The organism is Ruegeria sp. AN6 (genome assembly GCF_056540425.1).
The window spans coordinates 689,716-710,695 of the sequence record NZ_JBQFWR010000001.1 but is presented as its reverse complement, the minus strand read 5'-3'; the positions used below and the strand labels follow the sequence as shown (position 1 = coordinate 710,695).

Genomic DNA, 20,980 nt, shown 5'->3' with positions numbered 1-20,980 from the left:
CGCGTTTCAGACACCATCAATCTGGCTTTGCCGCTCTTGTGCATCGAACCATTCCAGCGAAGTTTTGATCTTGTTGTCCGATGTTAGTTCCCACTGCTCCCATCCACGCGTGACAACGCGGTTACCAGTGGCGTGATGATGCCCTTCGAGCGTTCTGACGAACAGGGCATGTGGTCCAGCCCACCGCATCATGTCGCAACGTACTTCCAGATCAGGGAAATCCGCATAAAGACGACGCGCCATTTCAGCGATTGCGGCATGTCCTTGCAGAGGTTCGCCACGATTGATGCTGATTTGACCATCCGGCGAAAAGAAGCTGGCAACCGCGTCTGGGTCGCCTGAACTCCACGCAACGGCATAGTCGCGCGCCAGATTATTCAAAATATCGCGAAGGCTGCCCATGCATTTCCCCCTTTGGTGCGATGCGACGGCCCATTGATTTTAGGCGAATTCAATCAACCACGTCCACGAGGCACGTAAAAAGGGGCGGGGAATTGCCGATACTGTCAGCGTGGGTTGAGCACGGTCACACCAACTGCCGCGGCGCGGGCAAGACCGATATCCAACGACATGGGAATGTATTCGCCCCGGCGCCACAACTGGGCCTGATCATCGTAGTAGCGCGACAAAAAATGGCCAGACTGACCAGTGGCCGTGATGAATACTGAACTGTCCGGATCGGCGAAATCATATACGCCACGATATCCTGCACCGTGCACATTCTGGAATGGATCTGGACCTTCGCCCAAAGTGCGGCCGCGCAACAAGGTATTGTCGCCGCCACTGGTCGACTGGCGGATGTTTACGAAGAAACGCAGTACCGGTACTTCGCCCAGCACGGGGTGGTCGTGGGTCGCCTGATGGGCATCACCCCAACGCAAAGATTCCAGCGCTGAGCCATATCGTTCCGAAATCCAGATGATTGCGTCATCCAGCGCCAGCCGAGCCATGTCTGTGCATGTCTCAGCCGGGGCGCTCTGACGCACGTCGCACCAGACCGAAGCGCCATCGATATCACGGTAGACACGCTCGATGAACAATGGTTCGACATGTTTGTATTCCGCCGCCAACGGGCCAAGCTCATCCGAAATCAGACGGATTTGCAGTGCCCGCAGCCAGACAGCGTAAATCAATGGCTCGGGCAGGTGCTCATTCATCTCGCCATTCCAGTTGGCCAGCAAATCCAGCGCGATTTGCCGCTGACGTTCCGGTGTGCCTTCAGGCGCGGACTCTCCGGTGAACCAGAGATCAGCGCCGATCAGCGGCAACAAGGATCGAGCCGTAAAGCTGACCGTATCCAGCTGCGCCTCGATAAAGCTGTCGCGGGTGTGCACTTCGCGCGATTGCATCAGGCGTTCCCAACGGTGAACGCGCTGGGTGTCACCCCACTCATATGAGACATGATCTGGGAAGGGGCGATCAATGATCTTGTTATTTGTATTGCCCAGTACGCCGCCGGCTGGAGCAACAAATTCCGGGTTGTCCGCATAAGGCAACCGACCTTGCCAGCGGTTTCGTTCCAGCCACCCGGGGGTTGGAATACGGCCACGACTTTGGTTGTTAAGGTCTCGCCGGGGCATGGCACCGATCAGTTTCAAACCGATCGTGTTTCGATCGACTAATGACAGGTTCTGTGACGGCGCGATGTAATCTTCAGCTATACTGATGGCCTGCCGAACGGTATCGGCATTCATCAGCGCCAAAGATGCACTCATGGAGGTGTCGCGGGGACTGAGCGCACTCCATGACAGGGAGGCCACATGCCCCGGAGGCGTAATGGTTTCCAGATGGTAATGCGTGCCCGGCAGAACGGGGCCGTTCTCGGTCCAACGCAGGGTCAAAGTGATCGGGGCCGCGTCCTTGATCTCGATGATCGAAGGCCGGGTTTGGAAGCGCTTATATCCGTCTGGGGTCAGGTATTCTTCGGGATTCTCGGGGTTCAACTGTTCGATATGGACGTCCTGATCGTCCAGATAAGATGAGGTCAGACCCCATCCCAAGCGCTCGCTTCGCCCGGCTGAAATCGCGGGAATACCAGGGATCGTCGCGCCAATAACTCCGCCTTTAGCAAGCTCCAGCCGGGCCAGGTACCAGATGCCGGGTGCGGTGAAGCCCAGATGGGGGTCGTTGGCCAATAAGGTGCCACCGCTGGCCGAACGAGACGGCGCGGCGGTCCAGGCATTTGACGCCCCTGCCAATCCGCGCTGGGGAAAAGGTGAAAGCGGCGTGTCAGGCATCGAAGCTCCCTGCGCATACCGCGGAAGGTTCGGAAACAGAGCGGCATATTCAGGTAGCGCCGCGATCCCGGGGCCAGGGACATCGGGCAGAATGTCAGCCAAACGTGCTGGGTCGTCTAATATCAGAGAAGTTCGGGCACGCAGAACCTCATCCGCAAGGTGGCCGGACAATTGCAAACTCATCAGTTTCATGATGGCAAGACTGTCGCCGGGCTGCCATGGCGGGACCGGCGCGTTGAACAAGAACATCTCGGGCGCGCCACGACCTAGCGCCTGTTCGTTTATTTCGGTCAGCCGGGCGTTAATTCCAGCAGAATAGGCGCGCAATGCGGCAAGCGTGTAATCGTCTTGTACGTCGACAGATCGATGGGCAAGGCCATAAAGGTCCAGTCGTCGCAAGAGCTTGTCGATATGGACTGTTCGCTGGCCGAATATTTCGGACAATCGGCCCTGTACGGTCCGGCGCAGAACGGTCATTTGCCAAAGCCGGTCCTGCGCATGGGCATATCCAAGGCCAAAGAATACATCCGGGTCGGACTGGCCCATGACATGTGGTACGTTCGCGGTGTCGCGGACGATCTCGACGGGGGCGGTAATCCCCTCAACTTCAAGAGCTTGATCATATTCGGGCAGGGACTGGCTGGCCAGAAAATAGATCAGCCCGATTGCTGCGACCAAAAGCAGGATCAGGCCCGTCGCAATTCTCACCAGCCAGCGAAAGACCAGACCCATCTGTCCCCCAAGAATTCTGTATATTCGTTTGCGCAGAGGTTACTGGAAGCCCATCCGGACCGAAAGAGGAATGCCACAGGAATATGTGTGAAATCCATAAAATCTAAAAGCCCTGCCACAAGATGTAGCAGGGCTTTTCTGAGGGGGAAGGGGGGGCTCGTGAATCAGGGAATGATGCGGGTGTATTTGGTGCCTTCTATGGTTGCACCGAACTTCAGACCCGCCTGCCCAAAGACCGCTGCTAGCACGGGTTTGCCCAATTGATTGGTATCTGTCGAAAGCGACTCACCGGTTGCGTCAACGACATACCCGATATCGGCGCCTGCGGTCCAACCGCTGGATCGGCGGAAGTCATTCAGCGCGTCCTCGGTCATGAAGAATAGAACATGTGCATATTGTTGTGCGCCGATCTGCAGGCCCGCCGTACCGGAAATGGCCGAATAGTAATCAACCGTAGCACCCTGAATGCGCAGCGCACCCTGACCATAGGCACCACCGAAGAAGATTAACCCGGCGTCGGTGATCAATGGCATGACCAGCATCCCGTTAGCCTTGTTGGCGATATCAACGGTATTAGGGTACTTGCTGTACATTTCGTTTAGCGTCGCATCAACACGGGCATCAAGCGCCACCGCATTGGAATTCCCGACGCCATTGCCGCAGGCGGCTGTTAGCGTCAGTCCGGCCATGCCAAATGCAAAGCCGCGACGGCTTAGTCGGAGGGAGTTTGAACTGCTCATGTTTCTCTGTCTCTGTGTATGTGCCTGATTTGTCGGGTCTTCCCGATCTTGTTTGCAAGAATACGCCGATTGCGCCCGCCTGTCACGGGAAAGCTGCGCTGCATGCGCGGCAGATCGGCGAAAAGTCGCGACAATCTGAGGCGTTAGCCGTTCAAAATGCGCGCGGCCTCTGGCGCAAAATACGTCAGAATGCCATCACATCCCGCGCGTTTGAAAGCCAGCAGGCTTTCAAGCATCACCTTTTCGCCGTCGATCCAACCGTTTTGGGCTGCTGCCTGTATCATCGCGTATTCGCCCGAGACCTGATACGCGTAGGTCGGCGCGCCAAAGCTGTCTTTTACCCGGCGGCAAATATCCAAATAGGGCATCCCTGGCTTGATCATGACCATATCTGCACCTTCAGTCAGGTCGCGTTCGATCAGACGCAGCGCCTCGTTCGAGTTTGCGGGATCCATCTGATAGGTCTTCTTGTCCCCGGTCAGTGCGCCCGAGGCCCCAACGGCGTCACGGAACGGGCCGTAAAACGCGCTGGCATATTTGGCGGCGTAGCTGAGGATCATGACGTTGTGATGCCCTGCCGCCTCAAGCGCACTACGCATTGCGCCAATCCGTCCATCCATCATGTCTGAAGGGCCGATAATATCAGCACCGGCTTCGGCTTGCGCCAGAGTCATTTTAACCAGCGCTTCGACCGTCTGATCATTCACAATTTCGCCATCCACAACATAACCGTCATGGCCGTTGATGTTGTAGGGATCCAGCGCCACATCGGTCATTACAGCGATATCTGGTGCCGCTTCTTTGGCTGCCCGAATAGCGCGATTGGACAAGTTGTCGGGGTTCCACGCTTCGGCACAATCTTCGGTTTTCAGCGCGGGATCGGTGTATGGGAATATACAGATAGCCTGTATTCCGAGTGCCTGTGCCTCGCCAGCTGCTTTGGCTATCAAATCAACCGAACGACGCTTAACCCCGGGCATGGAGGGCACGGGCTCTTCAATCCCTTCACCATCGCGCACAAAAATCGGCCAGATAAAGTCATCGACAGTCAGGGTGTTCTCGCGCACCAACCCCCGGATCGCCTCGGATTGACGGGCCCGGCGGAACCGCGTCAGTGGATAGGGGGCGATGGTCGGTTTCATGGCGCACTCTCCTTGAACAATCGCGCATTGGGTGGCATGAATTCCCGGTGGTCTCAAGGGTAACAATGGACGCATCCAGTCGATGACGGTCCCTGCGGACGTTGAATAAAGGGCAGACGCTTGGACATTTACACTTCGATATTTGAAATCATCGATATGCGAAGCTTTTCGAATCTGTGGTATTGGATCGGGTTGGCTGTTCTTTGGTCTTCAGCCAGCCATTGGTCGATTGGCGTGCCCCACGATCTGGTTGCACGGGCGCGCCGTTCCGGTGGCCAGTCAGAACAGGATTTGTTGGACATTGCCAGGATCAACACGAATCGCGTGTTGTATATTGTCGAGACCTCTGGTCTTGCGATCTTTGCGATCTGTTGTTTCGTGCTGACCGGGTTGGCCACAATGGGTTTCTTTTACGGGCTTGAATTCGCGCAAGCTGTGTTCTTGCTGTTGTGCCCGATGTGCTTTGTCATGCTCATCAATATATCGACCGCAAAAAAAATGAGACAACAAGAGCTGACGTTGGAAAACGTTGCCAAGAATCTGGGCCGGTGCCGGGTCTATACTCAGATCATTGGAATGATCTCTATATTGCTCACTTCGTTTTGGGGCATGTATCAGAACTTTACGGCTGGCGTTCTGGGCTGGTGATATCAAAGAGGCAGCATGATGAAGGCTCCGAACCACGTTACAGTCGGCGGTGCTCCTGAAGGGTCTGACGCACAGCTGGTGCTGAATGAGATAGTCCGCTCGGGTGGTCCGGTCTGTCATGTCGCGCGCGATGACAAACGGATGGAGGCGATGCGGGCGGCGCTGGCTTTTTTTGCCCCTCACATGCCGGTGTTCGTTTTTCCGGGCTGGGATTGCCTGCCTTATGATCGTGTGTCGCCCAATGCGGATATCTCTGCTGCGCGCGTGGCGACATTGGCCGCACTAGTACATCAGATGCCAGAGCAGTTTGTGCTGTTGACGACGCTTAATGCAGCAACACAGCGGGTTCCGGCCCGCGCGATTCTACGCGAGGCCGCGTTTACCGCCCGCGTAGATCAGCGCATAGATGAAGAAGCGCTGAGGAACTTTCTGGTGCGCATGGGCTTCACCCAAAGTCCGACTGTTATGGAGCCCGGAGATTATGCGATCCGCGGGGGTATCATTGATATCTTTCCACCGGGCGAAAGTGGCCCGGTTCGGCTGGACCTGTTTGGAGATGTTCTGGATGGCGCGCGCCGGTTCGATCCTGTCTCGCAGCGCACGACAGAAAAGCTTGATGTGGTCGAGCTTGTTCCAGTGTCCGAAGTTATTCTGGACGAAGCCGCCATCACCCGATTTCGCCAGAACTACCGCATCGAATTCGGCGCAGCGGGCACGGATGACCCGCTGTATGAGGCCGTCAGCGCTGGCCGTAAACATCAGGGTATCGAACACTGGTTGCCGTTCTTTCATGAAAAGCTTGAGACGCTGTTCGATTACCTGCCGGGCGCAACAATCTCACTTGATGATCAGGTCACACCAGCGCGGTTGGCGCGGTGGGATTCGATTGCTGATCAGTATGAGACGCGAAAGCTGGCGCTGGAAAATCGCTCGCGCATGGATACTGTGTATAAGCCGACGCCTCCTGGGCTACTTTATCTGGACGATGCTGCATGGGAAAAGGCGGTTGGCGACCGGCGAGTGTTGCAGTTCAGCCCGCTGCCGCAGGCCAGCGGACCGGGTGTGATTGATGCAGGTGGTCGGATCGGGCGAAACTTTGCCCCGGAACGCCAGCAGGAAAGCATCAGCCTATTTGGTGCTCTCGCCAGCCACATCACCGATAAGATGGACAAAGGTCCTGTCCTCATTGCCTCTTATTCAGAAGGCGCGCGTGAGCGTCTAACCGGTTTGATCGAGGACGAAGGTCTCGCCGAGGCGATCCCAGTGACCGATGGCACACGAGTTGGGAAGCGCGGGTTGCATCTGGCCGTTTGGGCATTGGAGCATGGATTTGAAACGCCTGATTTGACGGTGATCGCTGAGCAGGACGTGCTGGGTGACCGTTTGATCCGCCAACCCAAGAAACGCCGCAAGGCCGAGAACTTTCTGACTGAGACCCAATCCCTCAGCCCCGGCGATCTGGTGGTGCATGTAGACCACGGCATTGGTCGCTACATGGGGATGGAGGTCGTCACCGCCGCCGGTGCTGCGCATGAATGCCTGCTGCTGGAGTATGCGGAACAGTCAAAGCTCTATCTGCCGGTTGAAAACATTGAGTTGCTGTCGAAATACGGCCATGACGAGGGGCTGCTAGATCGTTTGGGCGGTGGCGCGTGGCAAGCCAAGAAGGCCAAGCTGAAAGAGCGCATTCGCGAGATGGCGGACAAGCTGATCCGCATTGCGGCCGAGCGTGCTTTGCGCAAGGCCCCGGTGATGGACCCGCCGCCCCACGCGTGGGAGGAGTTCAGCGCGCGTTTCCCGTATCAGGAGACCGACGATCAGTTGCGTGCCATTTCCGAGGTGATGGAGGACATGCACTCCGGCGCGCCGATGGATCGCCTGATTTGCGGCGACGTTGGGTTCGGCAAGACCGAAGTCGCCATGCGCGCAGCCTTTGTCGCAGCCATGTCAGGCGTGCAGGTCGCCATAGTTGCGCCGACCACGTTGCTCGCACGCCAACACGCAGCGTCCTTTAAGGAACGCTTCCGGGGCTTCCCGCTGGAGGTTCGGCAATTATCGCGCTTTGTGTCGGCAAAGGAGGCGCAACAAACCCGCGACGGGCTGGCACGGGGCACTGTGGATATCGTGATCGGAACACATGCGCTGTTGGCCAAAGGGATACGGTTCAACAATCTGGGTCTGCTGATCATCGATGAGGAACAGCATTTCGGCGTGAGTCACAAAGAACGGTTGAAACAGTTGCGCTCGGACGTACACGTCCTGACCCTGACCGCAACGCCGATCCCGCGGACTCTGCAGTTGTCTCTGACCGGAGTGCGCGATCTGTCGATCATTGGCACCCCACCCATCGATCGCCTTGCCATCCGCACCTATGTCAGCGAGTTCGATGCCGTCACCATTCGCGAGGCGCTTCTGCGTGAGCATTATCGAGGTGGGCAGAGCTTCTATGTGGTCCCGCGTATTTCGGACCTGCCCGAGATCGAGGAATTCCTCAAAGAACAACTGCCGGAGCTGACCTATGTGGTCGCCCATGGGCAGATGGCAGCGGGTGAGCTGGATGACAGGATGAACGCCTTCTACGACGGCAAGTACGACGTGTTGCTGGCGACCACGATTGTCGAAAGCGGGTTGGATATTCCGACCGCCAACACGATGGTGGTGCATCGGGCGGACATGTTCGGGCTGGCACAACTCTATCAGATCCGGGGTCGGGTGGGGCGTTCGAAAACCCGCGCTTATGCCTATCTGACCACCAAACCGCGCGCACGCCTGACGGCAACGGCCGAGAAACGCCTGCGGGTTCTGGGCTCATTGGATACGCTGGGGGCCGGATTTACGCTGGCGTCACAGGATTTGGATATTCGTGGGGCCGGTAATCTGCTGGGTGAAGAGCAGTCCGGCCAGATGCGCGACGTAGGCTATGAACTCTATCAGTCGATGCTGGAAGAGGCGATTGCCAAGATTAAAGCCGGCGAGATGGAAGGGCTGTCGGATGCCGACGACCAATGGGCACCGCAGATCAACCTAGGTGTCCCGGTTCTGATCCCCGAGGATTACGTGCCCGATCTTGATGTGCGCCTTGGTCTCTATCGCCGCCTGTCGTCATTGTCGACGAAGGTCGAGCTGGAAGGCTTCGCTGCTGAATTGATCGACCGTTTCGGCACTTTGCCGAAAGAGGTGAATACACTGATGCTGGTCGTACGTATCAAGGCGATGTGTAAACGGGCAGGGATTGCCAAGCTGGACGGTGGACCTAAAGGCGCGACGATCCAGTTCCATAATGACAAGTTCGCTTCTCCTCAGGGGTTGGTCGAGTTCATCCAGAACCAGCGCGGATTGGCCAAGGTCAAGGACAACAAGATCGTTGTCCGGCGCGATTGGAAAAAGGACAGCGACAAGATCAAGGGCGCGTTTGCGATCGCGCGCGATCTGGCCGAAAAGGTGATGGCTGAGAAGAAAAAGGCAAAAGCCTAGTCCCCGGTCACAAAAGTGCAAAGCTGCCAATCGCCCGCTTCGGATTTCACCAAAGCAGCGCGATACCCAACCATAGATGTCAGAAAGTCGCCGTGCATGTAGCCTGTGGTTCCATCCGTCAGTCGAATTTTCTGATAGGTTTCATCGGTTTGATAGTCAGGAACAATGACAACCTCGTGGCTGATTAAACCAACAATCGGGCCACCGCGCGACGGGGATTGGCGCAGCGTTACCTGTTCAGCGGCAACGAAATATGCCGTGAACGGATCCAGGGAAGCGGGCAGGGCGATTTGCCAATGTGTTGGCATCCAGAACTCACCCTGTTCGTCAAAGTAACCTGGCTGCGACAGCGTTTCGTATAAATTTGTCCAATAGGCTTCGCGCAGTTCGTCAGCTTCGTCTCTGAACTCTTCGCTCAGCTGATCGGGCGGCACAGTTAGGTTTATTCGGAATTCGTCCGGACCGCCATTGCTGCCATGGCTTAGATAAATATCGGGACATGAGGCAGCCACCACGGCCTCGGTATCGCGCGCCTCGATTTTTGCAAGCAGATCGGACCTGAACTTTAGCAGGGTGGGGTCTTGTTCTGCTTGATCCAATGGAGGAAATGTCTGCCGTTGCGCAAATGCGGGACCACACATTACCAAAGCCAGAGCCAATGACAGTGCATTCATTCGGCGGCTCGCATCGCGGCTTGCGCACAAAAACAGGATGCACCAACAGCCCTGTCCGCACGCGCGAGCGCAAGATCAAGACGTTGTTGAATCTGTTTGATTTCTATGGCCTCTCCACGCTCTTTCAGGCAATCGCGTAGCCCTCTAAGGCTCCAGACATTGTCGGGGTGGATCGAGGCACGGCCGAGCGCTCCTCCTAGGCCCAGATCCTCTCGAAAGACGGCCTCGGCCTCGGCAACGTGGCCCTGTTCAAATAACAAAGCCCCAAGCGCGTGGCGTGTGGGCTGCATCCAACCCCATGGTTCGTCATAAGGCAATGTGTCGTCCAACTCGACCGACCGACGCAGATGGGCATATGCGATATCGTAGTTGCCCTTACGATATTCGATTTCTCCGCGCAGCATTTCCGCAGCAATTTCAAGCAGATCGATGACGCGATTATTGTGCAGTCTGCGTGTTTCGGGCACGCAGGTCTTAGCGGCAAGGAAAAGTTGCTCTTCAGCTTCGGCCTGCGCGACCTCATCCGTGGCCGCATGGGCGATGGCGCGGGCATAGTGTGTTGTTGCCGTGAGCGTACGATAGAGGTCCGGATCGTCGGGAAGATCCAACGCCTTAGCCTCTTCCCAGCGGCCAAAGCGGATCAGGATATGCGGACCCATGGACATATAACTTTCGAAATAATCCGCCATGGGCGGGCTTTCGATCCGCAGCATTTCCTCGGGTGTGGTGTCCCACAGGCCTTGATTGGCGCGCAGGGCGGGCTCCATCTGACCCAGAAATAATGCACCGTAGATTGCAAAATGGTAATTGTGTTGACGATAGCCGGTGTAGATATTGAACGCGCCTTCGCGCTCATAATACTTCAAATCAGCGACCGAGGCCTGTTCATTCCAATAGACGACGTTGTGATAATGGCCGCACTGCACGTCGATATGCGTTGGCATATGTACCAGATGCCCCGCATCCGGAACCAGCGTGCGCAGAATATCCCCCGCTTGCAGAGCCTTTTCCGGGGTCGGCGACATCTCCATCAGATGGACATAGAGGTGCAACAGGCCGGGATGAGACATCGCATCAGGATCATCAGCCATCGCTTTTTCCAATGCCTCTTGCGCCTCAAGCGTGGCCGCGCCCTCGGCAGGTTGTCCGGTTTTCAGGTTCCACATCTGCCAGGGCGTAAGGTTCATCAATGCCTCGACATAGATGGTGCGCAGATCCAGATTGCCGGGCTGTTCGGAAAATGCTGCGCGCATTGCGTCGGCATAGTCGTAGTCCCAGGTGTGCATATCCTCAATCGGATCACGCTGTGGGTAACGAGCTGGCAGCGCGCGGATCAGGGCCTGTTCAACCGGTGTGCACATCTCCAGAAGGGCCATAGCTTTTTGTGTGGCGTCATAGGCAATCGCCAGTGATTTGGTCTGTCCCTGATCGTCACGCAGGTCCCATGGCAGGTTGTAGTTCGGCCCCGCTGCATAGGCGACGCCCCAATGGGCCATGGCGCAGTCGGGGTCAGCGTCTGCGGCCTTCTGAAAACAGGCGACCGCCTCGTCATGGTTATAGCCGTATGTCCAGACTAGTCCGCGATCGAACCACAGCTGCGCCTCAGCCGACGCAGTGGTGACGGCACAGGAATAGGTGCCAAGATCATAATAGTCGCGCATAAGACCTCTCCCAAACAATTGGCAGGAGCTTAACGCGTTTCAGAAGGTCTGCACAGATCAGGCAGGCAGTCTGTTTTCGATCCGACCCATATGCAGCATCAGGCCGAAACCCAGAATGCACATGATCAACACCCCTGTCGTCAAAGGCGTAATCGATCCATCAAATAGCAAGCCCACGGGTGCGGCGATTGCCGCAGCCAGAACCGTGGCGATAGACCCAATCACTGAGGCGGCCATTCCCGCGATATGGCCCATCGGTTCCATCGCGATGGCGTTCAGATTGCCCATGGTAACGCCCGCCATAAAGAATACGGTAGTTTGCCACGTCACGAACAGCGCGAATGAGGCGTCCGGGGACAATGGCATCGCGTTCAGGACAATTACGCATGCGGTGATAATGATCTGCGCACCAAGGGCCCAGGTCACGATCCGGCGCATGCCGAGGCGAACAACGAGCGCGGCATTCAACAGACTGGCCGAGCCCGAAATCAGCGCCACAAAGCCGAACCAGAACGGAAAGCTTTCGGCTCGGTCATGTATGACGTCAAAAACCGGTTGCACCATTGTCAGCATGGTAAACAGCAATCCCATACACAACGTCTGCACAAGGATTGAAAGTCGCACGGTGGGATGGGTCATCATCTCCTTCACAGCTGCGATCATTAATGGCAGTCGAAAGGGGCGGCGATTTTCAGGAGCCAGGGACTCGGGCAACCGCGTTGCCATCCAAACTACGATGATTGAAGCAAAAAGCATGAAGGATACGAAGATTCCGCGCCATCCAACCAAAGCGATAACACCTGCACCAAGCAACGGTGCTGCGGCCGGAACCAACGTGAAGATCATCATGGCAATTGAGATGATGCGCGCCATCTCGCGTCCCGCATAGAGGTCCCGAATGATCGCCATCGCCACAACTCGAGGGCCAGCAGCGCCGAGGCCTTGAACAACCCGCGCAGCCAATACCAGCTCGAGCGAAGAACTGGCCCAGGCAACTGCCGACGCCAGGATATAGAGGGCAACGCCTCCATAGATAACCGGTTTGCGTCCAACGGCATCCGAAATCGGGCCCGTGAAAAACGTCCCGATACCCATGCCCAGCACAAAAGATGTCAAAATCAGTTGCGCTTTGTTCATGTCATTGGGGCTAAGCTCATTACCGATTTCGGGCAGAGCGGGCAGCATTGAGTCGATCGAAAAGGCAATCGTGGCGAACATCATCGCGACCAGCGCAATGAATTCGCCCCGGGACATGCGATTGGTCATGGGGAGCTCCTTCCCAGCAGCGCTATCACGGTGCCGAGGAACGGACTAGATCAGAAATGCACAGGGGTCTGTGCTATTCTGCAGAGGAAGCCTCAATCTGAGACATGATCTCGGATATAACTTTTCCCCATAATTCAGGGGGTTGTGCGCCAGGAACGGCGTGTTGGTTCGCCACAATGAAAGTGGGAACCGAATTCACGCCCATCTCGCGAGAATGGCTGTCGCGGGTTCTTATCTCTTCGCGATCGGATTCCGATTGCAGCAATTTCATCACGACTGCCGCGTCCATGCCAACGCTGTCTGCGATATCGGCCAGAACTTCTCGATCTCCGATGTCGCGTGCTTCGACGAAATATGCGTTGAACAGGGCATCGACCACGGCGTTCTGCTTGCCCTCTATACCGGCCCAATGGATCAGTCGGTGTGCGTCCAGCGTATTTGGCGTACGTTTCATGCCCTCGAAATCGATCTTCAGACCAGCGTTCTCGGCGTGCTCGACGACCGGTGCATAGGCGCGAACAGCGCCGTCTTTGCCGCCAAACTTACGCTCCAGATACTCACGCCGGTCCATCCCTGCATCGGGCATATCCGGGTTCAATTGAAAAGGATGCCATTCGATCACGAACGGATGGTTCGGGATTTCGGCAAGCGCCTTGTCTAAATGGGTCTTGCCGATATAGCACCAGGGGCAGATCGGGTCGGACATGATATCAAGCTTAACGGTCTGTGTCATTCGGACGTTGCCTTGAAATAGGCCGGCAGGGCGCGGCGCAGGAGTTTGCCGTTGCCCCCAGTGGGCAGTTCGGACAGATGGACAAAGGCCCGCGGTTGTTTGTAGCGCGCCAGCTTGTCAGACACATAGGCGCGCAACGTCTCCGCGTCTAGTTCCTCGGGGCCGGTGTAGAATGCAACAATGATCGAGCTGTCTTGTTTAACCTCAACCGACGCGGCGCCAACCTGCGTGATACCTGGGTGGTTCGACAAGGCAGCCTCAACTTCGACCGGGGAAACCCGGTACCCGCCTGCGTTCATCATGTCATCGTCGCGGCCCATATAAGTGATCTGCCCGTCTGCGGCCATCGCACCCTGATCACCTGTCAGGAACCAGTTCCCAGCGATACGTGCGTCGGCCTCTTCGGGTGCGTTCAGGTAAGTCAACATAAGGCCCGGATCGTCACGATGAATTGCAATCTTGCCTTCTTGTCCCTGCGGGACCGGGCCGTCGGGACCAACAATGGCCACCCGGCGTCCGGGTTGCGGCTGACCCAACGCCTCACCGCGCGCCGGGTGGTTGGGGCTGGACGAGATGAAAGTCGAACATTCCGACATACCATACGCTTCGTATAGTTCTGTTCCGGTGGACCGCACCCACTTGTCATGCAGGTGACGTGAGAGCTTTTCTCCGGCGCACAGGCCATGGCGCAGATCAGGTAAGTCCAGTCGCTGATTGCCCTGCATGATCTTCCGAAAGACCCCGGGGGCAGCTGCAAAAATCGTGGCGCGTTGCTGGGTCAGCAGGGCAGGCAGATCACGGATGTCCGTTCCCGGCTCCGGAATCAGGGCGGTTGCGCCGATGGTCCACGGGTCCATCAACCCGGTGCCCAACGTGTAGGTCCAATTGAACGCGCCCGCGTGGCACAATCGATCCGAAGATTGCAGACCGTACCAGCCATCGACCATCATTTGCCGCGCCCAGATGGCGCGATGCGCGTGGGCGACGGCGCGGGGTTTGCCTGAAGTGCCCGAAGTATAGACAACATAGGCCAATCGCTCGGGGTCACCCATTGCAAACTCCGCTGGCGGCAGCGTTCGCATTCCGACAAGCTCATCCAGCCGTATTTGGTTGGAGTGATCGGCGCAGGCGACCTGCGGATCGCGCAAAACGGCGGCAGGATTCAGATCGTCGATGATCTTGGCGGTTTCCGCATCTGTCAGTTGTGATGAGGTTGGGACTGGAACCAGCCCCACGGCGATTGCTCCAAGATATGCGATTGGGAAATCGACTGTATTGCCAAGTCGCATCAAAATGATGTTGCCGGGCTTGAGGCCGCTCTGAAGCAAGCCTGTTCCTGTTCCCAGAATCGCTGCATTCAGCTCTCTGTAGGTCCAGTCGACTGCGCTGTTCTGCCCAAGCACAGATAGAGCGGTTTTTTCCGAATAGATTTGGGCATGACGCAGGACATGCGCGGCAAGATTGAATGGGCGCGGGCAGGGCGGCGGTGGTCCCTGATCAAAGATCGACAACATGGGAACTGGCTACAGCTGCGCACGGCGCGTTGCAAGCAGAGCATGCTGCCCCTATAGAAAGACGCATGAGCAAGAATGATCATAAGTCCATCGTCAGAATTGCCCGCGACAATGGTATTAATACCGAGCTTGAGCCCGTCGATCTGGGCGCGCGTGTGCGTGAGCTGCGCAAAGCCCGAAACTGGACGCTGGAACAGGCGGCCAACCAGGCCGGGTTGGCAAGGTCGACACTTAGCAAGATCGAAAACGGTCAGATGTCGCCGACTTATGATGCGTTGAAGAAGCTGGCGATAGGGCTGGAAATTTCGGTGCCTCAGCTGTTCACTCCGCCCCAGCGTGATCAGGTCATAGGCCGAATGGCAGTGACCAAAATGGGTGCGGGGGCTGCCCACGCAACTACAACCTATGAGCATGAACTGCTGGCAGAAACGCTTACCAAAAAGCAGATGCTACCCTATCGCGCCCGAGTGCGCGCACGATCTATGGAAGAGTTTGATGGATGGGTACGTCACGATGGTGAGGAGTTCTTGTATGTCCTGACCGGCGTGGTGCGCCTGTTCACCGAATTTTATGAACCAGTCGAGATGCGCCGGGGCGATAGCGCCTATTATGACGGTAGCATGGGGCACAATGTAATTTCGGTTAGTGACGAGGACGCCACGATCCTTTGGGTGACGTCACTTACTTAAGGTTTGCGCAACTTCGCGGTTCAACGCTTCGGTATACAGGAAATCCTCAAGCTCTTCCCGGGCTTCATTAACGGTCAGATGGTGACGTTCGGCCAGATATGCTTCGAACTGCTTACGATCTTCACCAACGCGCGCCATGTCCCTGTCCCGCAGGTTTGGAAATCTGCGTTTTGCACGCGCATACGACGCGCCCCAGTCTTGCGTCAGATCAGCCCAGTTCAACATCTACGAGCCTTCCCTTTATTCGGTTCCAGGATTGCTCTCCCCGGTATTAGCGTACGGAGTGTGGGGGGATAATGCGGACATGACAAAATGTCGCAGGTTGCCGTGACGGAAACCAAAGGCAAAAACCCGCTGCGGCAAAACCGCAACGGGCCGACGGACCTGCTGTTTTAGTGAGTGGCGGCCGGTCCGTTGTTCTTCTGACTTAAACAGCCAGTACAGTATCACGTACCCGAAAAATGCTGCAATTATCTGCACTAAGATATTCATCGGGATATGTACAACGTATAGTCCGTGCCACGAGTCCGTAAAGCCCCTTGCGATGATTTTGACCGGATAAGCAATACTTGTGCAACTTGTGTACCAGTAGGCGCGAATGGTTCCGCGACCCACAAGCTCTGGTATTGGACACAGTTTATGACAGTTTCAGCCGAAAATCGCTTATGGCTGGCAATCTTCCCTGTTGCCGTGCCATTGCCGCATCAACCAATTTTTGGCCCGGATATGCGCTGAACTAAAAGCCGCGCGGTCTTGTCAGTCCTCGTACCACCAGACCTGCGGCATGTATTCGGGGCCATCTCCATAAATCGGAAGCGAGGCAGGTTGCTTCAATTCCTTCACGTGGGCGATGCGGCCGACGTCGAAGCTCCAGATAGGAATGACGTAACGGCCTGCGGTTAGTACGCGGTCCAACGCGCGGGTAGCGGCCACAAAATCCTCGTGTCTTTCCGAGGCCAGCATTGCATCGATCAATCCGTCAACGGCAGGAGAGGTCAGCCCCATGACATTCCTAGTCCCCGGAGTGTCGGCGTTTTCGCTGCCCCAATACAGGCGTTGTTCGTTGCCGGGCGACAGCGAAAGGGCGCGGCGGAAGGGCGTCATGTCGAAGTCTTGCGCGTCGATACGCGAGGTGTACTGCGCGTCGTCAACTTTATCGACGGTCAGTTGAATGCCCAGGCGCTCCAACGCGCGTGCATAGATTTCCGCGATCACACCGACATCCTGCACCACATTCAGGCTGCCCTGGCTGATGACAAGGTCGATTTCAAACGGTTTGCCATTGGCATTGCGAAGCTGACCGTCCTGAATTGTCCAGCCTGCCTCTTCCAGCAGTTTTAGCGCCTTGCGGATATTGCTCCGATTGCGTTCGGTTCCATCACCCGCGGGCAATTCATACCCCTCAATGGTACCCGGCGCCAGTTCGGCGGCGTAAGGTTGCAGAAGGTCTGCGACGCGACCGGTGGCCGCACCGGGTTGCATGCCCAACTCGGAGCCTGAGAAATAGGACGTAATTCTGGGTTGCGCGCCGCCTGTGATGGTGTCGTTGATGAATTCAAAGTTGAACGCCAGAGTCAGCGCTTCGCGAACGCGCCAATCGTCAAAGGGGGCCTTACGCGTATTCATGACAAAACCGGTCATGCCCGAAGGTTTTTGATGCGGAATTTCGGTCTTTACAACATCACCGCGTTGCGCCGCTGGGAAATTATACTGAGTGTTCCATTTGTCCGCGTTAAACTCGCGCACTGCTGAAAGTTCACCTGCCTTGAATGCTTCGAAGGCAACGGTGCCGTCACCATAGAATTCGATCCGCATGTCATCCAGATTCATCGTGCCCTTGCGGTATGGGATATCGGCACCCCAGTAGTCAGGGTTGCGGCGTAGGTTTACATAGCGGCCAGCTTCGTAATCATCGATCACGTAGGGTCCTGATCCGATGGGTATATCTTGCAACTGAGCGTCTGCGAACGATTTCCCCTCCCATTGTGCCTTTTGCAGGATAGGGCGCATGCCAGCGATCAGGGCCAGCTCGCGATCGGGTTCATTAAAGCTGATCCGGACACTGCGTGGGCCTGTCTGTTCAATGCTATCGATCTTGCCCCACAGCCCGCGATACCGCAGGTGGCCTTCGGTACCCAGCGTCTCGTACGACCAGATAACATCTTCGACAGTGACAGGTGCGCCATCCGAGAATCGTGCGTTTTCACGCAAAGTGAATTCGACCCAAGTGCGGTCTGAATCTGTCTCAACTGATTCGGCTAACAACCCGTAAAGAGTGAAAGGTTCGTCCCAGGACCGCCCCATCAGGCTTTCATGGGTCCAAAATCGCAGCTGCCAGGGTGACGTGCCTTTTTGCACAAACGGGTTCAAACTGTTATAGCCGCCGGTATTTCCAAATACGACCTTTCCGCCCTTGGGCGCATCGGGATTTGCGTAGGGTAGCGACACAAAATCCGGTGGTAGTGCCGGGTCGCCATACATAGCTATGCCATGGGCTGATTCTGCCGAAGCGAATGAAGCCGCAAAAATGCAGGCGATTCCCGCAATTGCTGGTCGGAGGGGGTGGAGATAATCGGGGCTCATTTTGGAAACAATCCTGCTCTGGCCTTATTTTGTTTGGGATTCACCGTAGCCATGATTTTTCTTATTATCAAACTTTTAGCTTGGACGGATGCAAAGAATTGCTTATAAAGGATGCACTGCTCGATAGGTTTCTTGCCTGTATGAAACCTGCCTCAATAACTTAACGCCCGCTTCGTGCGGGCGTTTTTTTTGGCAAAATCTGCCGGGATGCACCCGCTGTATCATTCCCCGTTTCCTTTGCAGGTGCAGCATGGCACTGTGTGGCTGAATTGAAATCAGGACGGAGAGCAGGCATGAGCTTGGCGGGAAAAACAGCCATCATAACAGGGTCGAATTCAGGGATTGGACTGGGCGTTGCGCGTGAGCTGGCCAAGGCGGGTGCGGATGTGGTTCTGAACTCGTTTACCGACCGGGATGAAGATCATGCGCTGGCTGCCGAGATTGGGAAAGAGACCGGGACCAACGCGCGCTACATCAAGGCGGACATGTCGAAAGGCGATGAATGCCGCGCACTTATCGAACAGGCAGGTGCCTGCGACATACTGGTGAACAATGCCGGCATCCAACATGTTTCGCCGATCGATCAATTTCCGACTGATAAATGGGATGCAATCATCGCGATCAACATGAATTCAGCCTTTCACACAACAGCTGCAGCCTTGCCGATGATGCGCGCGGCAGGTTGGGGCCGTATCGTGAATATCGCTTCGGCACATGGGTTAACTGCCTCTCCTTTTAAGGCAGCTTATGTAGCGGCAAAACATGGTGTGGTTGGGATGACCAAAACCGTTGCGCTTGAGACGGCTCAGGAACCGATTACGTGCAACGCTATCTGCCCGGGTTATGTGCTGACCCCACTGGTTGAGGCGCAAATCCCCAATACGATGAAGGAATATGACATGAGCCGCGAGGATGTTGTGAAGAACGTCCTGCTGGAACGGCAACCTTCAAAAGAGTTCGCGACGGTTGAACAGCTTGGTGGCACGACCATCTTCTTGTGTTCGGATGCGGCTGCGCAGATCACCGGGACGACGATTTCGGTCGATGGGGGGTGGACCGCGCTTTGAGGATGTATGGAGGCTCTGCCCCCAACCCCCCGGGATATTTTTGGCCAGATGAAGAGGCGGAAGTATGAAGCGGATCAATCTGGCTTTGCAGGGCGGTGGTGCCCATGGTGCGTTTACCTGGGGTGTGCTGGACCGTCTACTGGATGAGGAGGATGTCGAGGTTGCGGCGATCACTGGAACCTCGGCTGGCGCCCTGAATGGAGCCGCGTTCAAATCCGGAATGGTGCATGCGGGGCGCGAAGGCGCTCGGGACTGTCTCGACGATTTATGGACGCGCATGGGCGCTGTTGGTGATATGCGGATCGTTCATTGGATGCGCGGTATAGAGCCCGCGCATATATCGCAGGCGCTTGAGTATTCACTGCCGTATTCGATGGCCGAAACATGGTCGCGGCTGGTGTCTCCCTATGCTTACGGGCCGTTCTATCGCAATCCGCTTGAGCCGGTTGTGGATCGGTTCAATTTTGATGAGATTTGTGCGGATGAAGGGCCGGAGCTTTTTGTCTGTGCGACTTGCGTGCGCAGTGGCAAAATTCGGGTCTTTGCTGAAGATGAGATATCGACCGACGCAATTTTGGCGTCGGCCTGTCTACCCAACCTATTTCAGGCAATAGAGATCTATGATCCAAAATCTGGTCGTACCGAAGCGTATTGGGATGGGGGATATACTGGCAACCCGGCGTTGTACCCCTTGTTTGGTGGTGGCCTTCCCGACGACGTGGTGATTGTAAATATCAACCCTTTAGAAAGGGACGAGGTGCCGAAGACGCCGCAGCAGATTCAGAACCGGATTAATGAGATCAGCTTTAACTCATCGCTATTTCGTGAATTGCGCGCGATTAACTTTGTACAGCGGCTACTGGCCGAGGGAAAATTGAAAGCGGGCGAGATGAGCCGGGTGCTGGTTCATATGATCGCGGATGATGCTCTAATGAACGATCTGTCGGCTGCGACAAAAACCGTTCCAAATCCGGTTGTTCTGAACAGGTTGAAGCAGGCCGGGCGCGTTGCGGCAGATCAATTCTTGCGCGCCCACAAGGATGATCTGGGCGAACGCAGTACTGTCGACCTGCCTGCCATGTTTGGCTGACTACTCCGGCGGCTGGGTCGGGTCTTTTTCGTTGGGGTATACCAGCCCCGCTGAAATCACCAATTTGGCTGCGTCCTCGATCGACATATCCAGCAGGATCACGTCTTCGGCTGGGAAAAACAGCAGGAAACCGGATGTGGGGTTTGGGGTCGTCGGGACAAAGACGCTGAGCAACTCACCACCCGTTTCGGCACGTTGGCTGACTTCGCCCCGCGCTGTGGTCGAAACAAATCCAATCGCCCAAATTCCGCGGCGCGGATACTGGATCAGACAGGCTTTTTCGAAAGAACGTTCTGTCTGCGCAAAGACTGTTTCCGAGATTTGCTTGATTCCGGAATAGACGGACCGGACGACGGGCATCCGATCAACGAGGCTTTCGGCGAAGTGGATCAGTGAACGGCCCAAAATGCCTTTGGCAATCCAGCCGACGATGACCGTGAAGATCAGGAAGATGATGACGCCGACGCCGCGCAGGTTGATCCCAACATACTCGGCCGGCTGGAATTGCTGAGGGATCAATGGCAGCACGGCGCTGTCGATCCAGCCCACGACCGACCAGATCAGCCAGATCGTCAACCAAACCGGAGCAATGACGACAATGCCCGTCAAAAATGACGCGCGCAGTCCGGACAGAAGGCCCGAGCGGCGATGTGGTTCTTCGTCAAACGGCGTGTTCATTGCGGTCCTGAGTGGTTTGCGGAATTAGTTAAGCAGTCCGAGGTCTTGGTAC

Annotated in this window: 17 protein-coding genes; 5 read left to right on the top strand and 12 right to left on the bottom strand. The window is 56.3% G+C overall.

Annotation, left to right across the window (positions count from 1 at the left end):
- Nucleotides 1-6 precede the first annotated feature (6 nt).
- The 4 genes from ACR0MQ_RS03470 to hemB all read right to left on the bottom strand — a co-directional run bounded on the left by ACR0MQ_RS03470 (nucleotide 7) and on the right by hemB (nucleotide 4,851).
- Complete coding sequence (locus ACR0MQ_RS03470) at nucleotides 7-402, bottom strand: nuclear transport factor 2 family protein (RefSeq protein WP_170540042.1); 396 nt, start codon at nucleotides 400-402, stop codon at nucleotides 7-9.
- A gap of 104 nt (nucleotides 403-506) precedes the next feature.
- Nucleotides 507-2,969, bottom strand: a complete 2,463-nt coding sequence (locus ACR0MQ_RS03465; protein ID WP_170774002.1) for a penicillin acylase family protein — start codon at nucleotides 2,967-2,969, stop codon at nucleotides 507-509.
- Nucleotides 2,970-3,133: 164 nt separating this feature from the next.
- Nucleotides 3,134-3,709, bottom strand: a complete 576-nt coding sequence (locus ACR0MQ_RS03460) for a lipid-binding SYLF domain-containing protein (RefSeq protein WP_010440335.1) — start codon at nucleotides 3,707-3,709, stop codon at nucleotides 3,134-3,136.
- 143 nt (nucleotides 3,710-3,852) lie between these two features.
- Entirely contained in the window at nucleotides 3,853-4,851 is a 999-nt protein-coding gene (gene hemB / locus ACR0MQ_RS03455) for a porphobilinogen synthase (RefSeq protein ID WP_480605948.1), read from the bottom strand.
- A gap of 120 nt (nucleotides 4,852-4,971) precedes the next feature.
- Between hemB and ACR0MQ_RS03450 the strand changes: the two genes are divergently transcribed.
- Together ACR0MQ_RS03450 and mfd are read left to right on the top strand one after the other, a co-directional pair.
- The gene (locus ACR0MQ_RS03450; RefSeq protein WP_480605945.1) at nucleotides 4,972-5,499 is read left to right on the top strand and encodes a component of SufBCD complex; all 528 of its coding nucleotides are present in this window, start codon (nucleotides 4,972-4,974) and stop codon (nucleotides 5,497-5,499) included.
- 18 nt (nucleotides 5,500-5,517) lie between these two features.
- A complete protein-coding gene (mfd, locus tag ACR0MQ_RS03445) occupies nucleotides 5,518-8,973 on the top strand; it encodes a transcription-repair coupling factor (protein WP_480606167.1) in 3,456 nt (1,151 codons plus the stop codon).
- On the opposite strand, the gene ACR0MQ_RS03440 is transcribed toward mfd, so the two are convergent.
- The 5 genes from ACR0MQ_RS03440 to ACR0MQ_RS03420 all read right to left on the bottom strand — a co-directional run bounded on the left by ACR0MQ_RS03440 (nucleotide 8,970) and on the right by ACR0MQ_RS03420 (nucleotide 14,821).
- Nucleotides 8,970-9,647: an SH3 domain-containing protein gene (locus ACR0MQ_RS03440; protein WP_170774010.1), complete on the bottom strand. Its 678-nt coding sequence runs from the start codon at nucleotides 9,645-9,647 to the stop codon at nucleotides 8,970-8,972. The genes mfd and ACR0MQ_RS03440 overlap by 4 nt on opposite strands.
- Complete coding sequence (locus ACR0MQ_RS03435) at nucleotides 9,644-11,308, bottom strand: hypothetical protein (RefSeq protein WP_170774013.1); 1,665 nt, start codon at nucleotides 11,306-11,308, stop codon at nucleotides 9,644-9,646. The genes ACR0MQ_RS03440 and ACR0MQ_RS03435 overlap by 4 nt, the downstream gene beginning before the upstream one ends.
- A gap of 57 nt (nucleotides 11,309-11,365) precedes the next feature.
- The gene (locus ACR0MQ_RS03430; RefSeq protein WP_480605941.1) at nucleotides 11,366-12,574 is read right to left on the bottom strand and encodes a multidrug effflux MFS transporter; all 1,209 of its coding nucleotides are present in this window, start codon (nucleotides 12,572-12,574) and stop codon (nucleotides 11,366-11,368) included.
- Nucleotides 12,575-12,647: 73 nt separating this feature from the next.
- Nucleotides 12,648-13,307: a DsbA family oxidoreductase gene (locus tag ACR0MQ_RS03425; RefSeq protein ID WP_480605938.1), complete on the bottom strand. Its 660-nt coding sequence runs from the start codon at nucleotides 13,305-13,307 to the stop codon at nucleotides 12,648-12,650.
- The gene (locus tag ACR0MQ_RS03420) at nucleotides 13,304-14,821 is read right to left on the bottom strand and encodes a class I adenylate-forming enzyme family protein (protein WP_480605935.1); all 1,518 of its coding nucleotides are present in this window, start codon (nucleotides 14,819-14,821) and stop codon (nucleotides 13,304-13,306) included. The genes ACR0MQ_RS03425 and ACR0MQ_RS03420 overlap by 4 nt, the downstream gene beginning before the upstream one ends.
- Before the next feature lie 65 nt (nucleotides 14,822-14,886).
- Between ACR0MQ_RS03420 and ACR0MQ_RS03415 the strand changes: the two genes are divergently transcribed.
- A complete protein-coding gene (locus ACR0MQ_RS03415) occupies nucleotides 14,887-15,510 on the top strand; it encodes a helix-turn-helix domain-containing protein (protein WP_010440326.1) in 624 nt (207 codons plus the stop codon).
- Here ACR0MQ_RS03415 and ACR0MQ_RS03410 read toward each other — a convergent pair.
- Nucleotides 15,499-15,735: a hypothetical protein gene (locus ACR0MQ_RS03410; RefSeq protein WP_010440325.1), complete on the bottom strand. Its 237-nt coding sequence runs from the start codon at nucleotides 15,733-15,735 to the stop codon at nucleotides 15,499-15,501. The two genes, ACR0MQ_RS03415 and ACR0MQ_RS03410, sit on opposite strands and share 12 nt — an antisense overlap.
- Nucleotides 15,736-16,266: 531 nt before the next feature.
- Complete coding sequence (locus ACR0MQ_RS03405) at nucleotides 16,267-18,093, bottom strand: extracellular solute-binding protein (RefSeq protein WP_170774020.1); 1,827 nt, start codon at nucleotides 18,091-18,093, stop codon at nucleotides 16,267-16,269.
- Nucleotides 18,094-18,386: 293 nt separating this feature from the next.
- Here ACR0MQ_RS03405 and ACR0MQ_RS03400 point away from each other — a divergent pair, with 293 nt between their 5' ends.
- Nucleotides 18,387-19,160, top strand: coding sequence for a 3-hydroxybutyrate dehydrogenase (locus ACR0MQ_RS03400; RefSeq protein WP_170774023.1), 774 nt, complete (start codon nucleotides 18,387-18,389; stop codon nucleotides 19,158-19,160).
- 64 nt (nucleotides 19,161-19,224) lie between these two features.
- Entirely contained in the window at nucleotides 19,225-20,250 is a 1,026-nt protein-coding gene (locus ACR0MQ_RS03395) for a patatin-like phospholipase family protein (protein ID WP_170774025.1), read from the top strand.
- On the opposite strand, the gene ACR0MQ_RS03390 is transcribed toward ACR0MQ_RS03395, so the two are convergent.
- Complete coding sequence (locus ACR0MQ_RS03390) at nucleotides 20,251-20,928, bottom strand: DUF502 domain-containing protein (RefSeq protein WP_010440321.1); 678 nt, start codon at nucleotides 20,926-20,928, stop codon at nucleotides 20,251-20,253.
- Nucleotides 20,929-20,980 lie beyond the last annotated feature (52 nt).